The organism is Novipirellula sp. (assembly GCF_041583735.1).
In the GTDB taxonomy this organism is placed as follows: Bacteria; Planctomycetota; Planctomycetia; order Pirellulales; family Pirellulaceae; genus Novipirellula.
In genome coordinates, this window is the sequence record NZ_JBFHFD010000533.1 from 1 (window position 1) to 6053 (window position 6053).

Annotated in this window: 3 protein-coding genes; all 3 read left to right on the forward strand. The window is 53.0% G+C overall.

Features of this window, described 5'->3' with window-relative positions:
* The first annotated feature begins 83 nt into the window (after positions 1–83).
* The 3 genes from ABX962_RS27565 to ABX962_RS27575 all read left to right on the forward strand — a co-directional run bounded on the left by ABX962_RS27565 (position 84) and on the right by ABX962_RS27575 (position 5879).
* Complete coding sequence (locus ABX962_RS27565; RefSeq protein WP_339944636.1) at positions 84–470, forward strand: BlaI/MecI/CopY family transcriptional regulator; 387 nt, start codon at positions 84–86, stop codon at positions 468–470.
* A 335-nt stretch (positions 471–805) separates the two neighbouring features.
* Entirely contained in the window at positions 806–4033 is a 3228-nt protein-coding gene (locus tag ABX962_RS27570; RefSeq protein ID WP_372724249.1) for a carboxypeptidase regulatory-like domain-containing protein, read from the forward strand.
* A gap of 526 nt (positions 4034–4559) precedes the next feature.
* Positions 4560–5879, forward strand: a complete 1320-nt coding sequence (locus tag ABX962_RS27575) for a hypothetical protein (protein WP_372724251.1) — start codon at positions 4560–4562, stop codon at positions 5877–5879.
* The last annotated feature ends 174 nt before the right edge of the window (positions 5880–6053 follow it).

The following is a 6053-nucleotide window of genomic DNA, read 5'->3' on the forward strand; positions in this document are numbered from 1 at the left end:
ATTTTTACACAATTACACTTGACTTTGCACCCTGACCTGTGAATAAATACACACATCGAGTGACTACATGGGAGGACACTGCAATGATCCGGAGAGATTTGAGCCGCCGAGAGCGTCAAATCGTTGACATTCTGTTCGAACACGGAGAGGCAACCGCGGTGGAAATTCGTCGAGCGATGACAGATCCACCGTCGAATGCCACCGTTCGAACCATATTGCGAATTCTGGAAGAAAAACAAATCGTCACCTATCGGCGAGACGGCAAACGATTTGTTTATCGCGTCCTTCGATCGAAAACCGGTGAAGGCAAGAACGCATTGCGTCAGGTCTTCAATGTATTTTTCGGCGGATCCGTCGAAGACGCATTGGCAGCGCATCTATCGGACCCAAAAGCAAAATTGGACGCCGAACAACTACAACGTCTTCGTGACATGGTCGATCAAGCCGCAAAGAAACAAGGAAAGTCGTAATGTCCCAGGCCACTCCATTCGTGGTAATTGTCCTCCAGGTCACCTTGATCGGAGCCGCTGCTTGGCTATTGAACAGGTCCTTGAGCTGCCGATCGGCCCAGACGCGGCATGCGATTTGGATCACGGCGTTAATCGCCATGGCAACCACGTTGCCCAGTAAATGGATCATCCCTCCGCTCGAGATTCCGACGGGTTCAATGGCCTGGAATTCAGTCGCCCTTGAACAACGCACATCAAATCTCAACATCGGAGAGCTATCAACGACTGCATTGATGGATTCCTCGACGGGTGCGGACCGTGGCCACGCAACGGAGGAATTCCTGCCGAAAAGTCTCATGCTTGACGAAGGCTTTACTCAATTCGACGGCCATGAATACGATCCATCCACCACTGTCACAAACAGTGACGCGTTGCCGGAATCTGCACTGGTCTCCACGACCGCACACCGGTGGACGTTGCAAGACGGATTGATACTCCTGTATTCGTTAGGCTTTGTGTTCATGGTATTACGGATGGCCGTTTCTGCAGTACGTTTGCGATGGATGTACCGACAAGGGTTTGATCTTCCAAAGCAACTATATTTTCGGGCCGATCGCGCTAGCCGAACATTGGCGTTAGTACGGCCTCCACGCATACGGATCTGCCAAACCGTCCAAGCGTCACTTGCGTTTGGCATTTTTCGGCCGACGGTTTTGCTACCAGAATCGTTTTGCAACTGGTCAGACGCATGTCAACAGTCTGTATTAACTCACGAATTGGCGCATGTGGCACGCAGGGATTCGATCTGGGATTTGCTTTCTCAACTGACGAGCACGCTGTACTGGTTTCACCCCGTGGTGCATTGTGTCGCCAGGGCGCAGAAGCGTGAGCGAGAATTGGCGACCGACGAATGCGTTGTCGCTGCTGGTGTCGATTGCATTCAATACGCCAATCACTTGCTGGATGTTTTGTCGGAAACTGGATCTCAAAAAACACCGCGTTTAGCGGTAGCAATGAGCCATTTTGGAGACACTCAAACGCGACTAGCAATGGTCCTGCGGATGTCGCAGCACCGCCCGAAGCGATCGAGAGTCGCCTGGTTGGCTGGGGTGATCATCTTTTCAACTGCTGGATTAAGCAGTTTCCAGTTGGTTGCACAATCACCGGAGACCTTATCACAGCTGAGCCCTGTTGAATCCGAGCCGCAGAAACAAGACAGCGGCACGCCGACGATTGTGGAAAAAACAACCAACCAGCAAACCGTCGTTACGTCAACGCCGGCCACGACAGAGCCCGAAGCTGTCGCGGTCGCTCCGATACGGCCCAAAAATCAAAGCAACTTTTTTGATCGAATCTCCTCAGCGAAACTGGTCCAAGATCGTGACCCAGGACATACCTATTCGATCTCGGGGGTGGTGATGGGGGAAGACCAAAAACCTGCTGTCGGTGCCGTCGTCGCTATACGTGCACTGCGAGCGTCGGCAATCACGAGTGATCTTACTCGCCACGACGCTGAAATGATCGCGCGGACCGAGACGAATGAAAGCGGGCGATATCAGTTCGTCGACATTCCCGCAGTCACCAATCCGCGAATGTTTGTACGAAATTGGCAAGTTGTTGCCGCGCTGCCGGGTGGAGATTTTGGCTGGAAATCGATCGACTTTGATCGTTCAACTGAAACAATCTCACCGCAAGCGAACATCAGCCTTCGCAGCAGCACATCCATTAAGGGAGTTTACGTGGATCCAAATGGCGTTCCGATTGCGAACGCAACCGTGATTCTTTCGGCTCTCAGTGATAGGGATCGTGGTCACTATTCTGACGAGTCCATTTACCTATTTCGATCACCTATTGGGCTTCAAACGAAGTCTGACGAAAACGGTCAGTTTGAATTCAATGGTGTCCCGCAAGGATGGGTCGCACTGGTCAGACTATTTCATGACGATTGGGCGATGAAGTATTGTTCAATACGCACGTCTAACAGCATCAAGACCGGTCGATCACATCCCAGTCGACCAGGATACTTCTTAAATCCAGACATCAAAGCATCTGGATCAACGATCGTTGCGGCGAAAGGATACTTGATCAAAGGGGTGGTTCGCACAACCGATGGAGCCCCTGTTGAGAATTGCACAATATCGTCTGCCTGGCAGGTAGGCGCGTCTACAAACGAGAACGGTGAGTTCAACTACAGAATGTTGCCAGAAGAATTCGACTCAACTGGGAAACCAAGAGATGTAATGTTGCGAATCATTCCTGGCGACATCTCGCGAGGCCTGCTCTTGAAATCGCTGCCAATTACAGAATCGGAAGCAAAGTCGGGAGACGCGCTGTCGATCGAACTGCAGCAAGGAATCCCGTTAGTTGGCAAAGTGCTATCTGAACAGGGACTGCCTATCGGGGCGATAAACGTTATGGCCTTGCCAAACGGAACGCGTCACTATGATCATCGATCCAGCTTCCACCAATCATCGTCCACTGCGTCCGATGGAAGCTTTCGAATGATCGTTCCGGAGGGATCCTATGATCTGTACGCCTGGGGATCCAAGTCGCCCTACGCACTGGCCGACGGACGGGCACGTGCGATCGACCAAGGCCCAGCAAATACGATTACGGCCAGCCTGAACGAATTCATTTCAAGCGGAGAACCCCTGCAAGTTCCTGACATTAAGATCCCCGAAGCTAATCCCGTGCCTATCCGCGTTATGGATGAAGATGGCCGACCGGTCGTGGGCGCAGAACTAACGCTCATTCACCGTCCACCACCTTTCGAGAAGATGCTACCACAGCAAGTGAACGCCGCACCGAAGGGAGTCTCCGATGCGAACGGGAGTTTCACCTTCCGGCCGCCAGTGGTCTACGCTTCGAACTTGGTCGCTCGTGCATCGCTTGAAACCGACAGCGAGCATCTGTGGGGCGAGGTCACTTTGCCTGCCGATCCGATGGGCAAGGACAACGTCTTGATTATGAAACCAATGTGGCGAATTTCCGGAAAAGTCACCGTCGACGGCATGCCAATGCAAGGCGTTCGCGTCATGGTCTGGAGAGACAGTCCAGGTGTAATGCACGCGGGGGGCCATTCCATGAACGGCGATGGCAAACGAGTGGATGTCGATGGTCATTACGAATGGTTTGTTCCGCCAGGCGGCAGCTACCATGTCATGATGTGGGATTCACCGTTCAATGGAAATTCCCAGGGACACTATTCGGTAGTCAAGACAGGTGAAAATGAATTTCAGGCCGAAGAAATCAAATTCACGTTCGCCGAAGGTAAAATTTCTGGTCGGGTCACGCTTGCCGACGGAACCCCGGTCAGCGGGATTCGCGTGAACTCGTTTCCGAAGTTTAAAGACGCGAATCGCATGCTGCTGGCAAACCCCAGCCCGAACACACGGCGATCGGTCACGCGAAAAGATGGAACATTCACTATCGAAGGACTACCCGATGGCCAATATCAGCTTTCCGCATCTTCGGTCACCACACCCAAGACTCACTATACCGCAACGACGCACGCAAACGCGGGTGATCGAGACGTCCATATCATCGTTACGCCGGTCGCAAAAAACACTGGCGACCGGATCTAGACAACGACTTTGGCTGGGAGCCTCGGGGACATTGGGAGCCTCGGGGACATAGCACTTTTTCGAATGATTTGAAATGAACTGTGTCTTAGGGCCAAATTAAACCGATTGGTAATTCCAAAGCGTCGGAAACGTCATCGCCCCCCCCAGCAGGACGTCGCTAACTTCCGAGCAAGTGCTCTGTACCCGGGTCCGAGTGCTGTCCCCGGGTCCAGTCCCCGGGTCCGTCAACGACTGAACACCGAACACAACGCCTGACCCTGGCGGTAGCCTCTCCCTAGGGCGTGGGACAATCCCTTCGAAGCTGCCATTGACTTCATCCAACGCCCAAAACAGAGACAGCGTTGCACGGCCCCCCCTGATTCGTTCGGCCCACATTTCGTACACTGCACCCCTCTGCTATCAGCGCGGACCATTCGATTCTTCGTCAGTCTCGTTGCGTTTTAGCAAATGAAGTTCCCCACCCACTCTCCAAAAAGCAATTTTTGGAACCGACACGCTTCTTCCGATTCATTGAGGTTCATTACCCATGGTGTCAATTCTCGCGGATAAACTGCACGAGTACCCCCAACAAGATGTGATCGACGGAACCGCCGCAGGACCGGATTCGATTCTCGATGACTGCCTTAATGAGAATGACGGGGTGTTGCAGCTATTGCACCGCTACGCCGGCCGGACATTTTGTACGCCGGGTAAACGCCTTCGCCTTGATGCCAAATCGTACTACCCGGACTACATGAACGGGACGGGACTCGATGAACTCTGGATGTGCTGCACCGTGCCCATCGTGACGGGTGTCATCGATACTCGCACGAATAAAGCACCGTTCCGTGAAGGTGAATCGCACGTCCTGACTCCGAACGGGCAGTTCATCTCGTTGCAGGATCTGATCGCCGCCAATCCTGAAGCTGTCATGGGTGAGAAGGTGACCGCGTTTGCGAAATCACTTTATGGAACGCCGACTTGGCCGATTGTTTCAAAGAAGTTTGACAATCTGAATCCAATCCCGCATCACCTTCACTGGTCAAAGTGGGAAGTGTACGACATCAATTCTTTCGACAATCCTGGAGTCTGTCCATCGCATTACCACACCACGGCGATGGGACTGTATCCGTTTGTGACCAAGGATGATTTTCTTGCGTGTATGAAGCGTTTCGGAAAGGATGAATACAACGGGGTTCGGCATTTATCACCGCACGTGATGATGCAACTTGACAATGGTTTCGTGATGCCAAACGGTGTGCTGCACTCGCCGACGGACCTTTGCACGCACGAGCTGCATGTGACGATGGATGAGCACTTCTTGGCCGAGGATCTCACGCTTGACGGACGGATCGGAGCAGCGGATGCGTTTTACGCATGCCGGGAAGAGGACTATCCGAAGGATCGTCACGAAGACTGGGAATACTTGGTAGAGAAGTTTGACTTCGCAGCAAATCAGGATCCCGATTTTGTCCAGAAGAATCGGCGTCCGGCAATCACGGCCGAAGAATTTGCAGGTGACGGTGTCGATGCAAAGTGGATTGTTTACGGTGATTTCCTCGGCGATCAGAAGTGCTCGATCCTGCGGCTTACTGTGCAGCCTGGCGGTAAGACTCATTTTTGCCCGGAGAGCCCCGCGCTGTTCCACACCAACGGTGGAAGCGGCCGCGTTGGAAAACTCAAAGTGCAATATCACCAAGATATGATTCTCGGCGAGATCTATCCCGAAATCGGGTTCATCACTCAGGCTGCCCTTGCCAGCGGTGGCGTTGAAATTGAGAACACGGGATCGGAACCCCTCGTGTTAACCTTCGATTTCCCGCAGAACGCACATTCCAAGACGCCCGGTGCCGGGGTAACGAACTAGAGCAATTTTCGCGGGAACGCTTCGCGTGGGGTCTGGCCTTGTGTTCGGTTTTCCGCCCCTTGGCGTGTGGCGGATGGAGTCATTGACGAACCTGCGATGGCCCCGACTGGCGAATAAAAACTCGCGGATATTGGACAAACGCCTGCGTCGAAGGAATCAACCAAATTGAAGTCG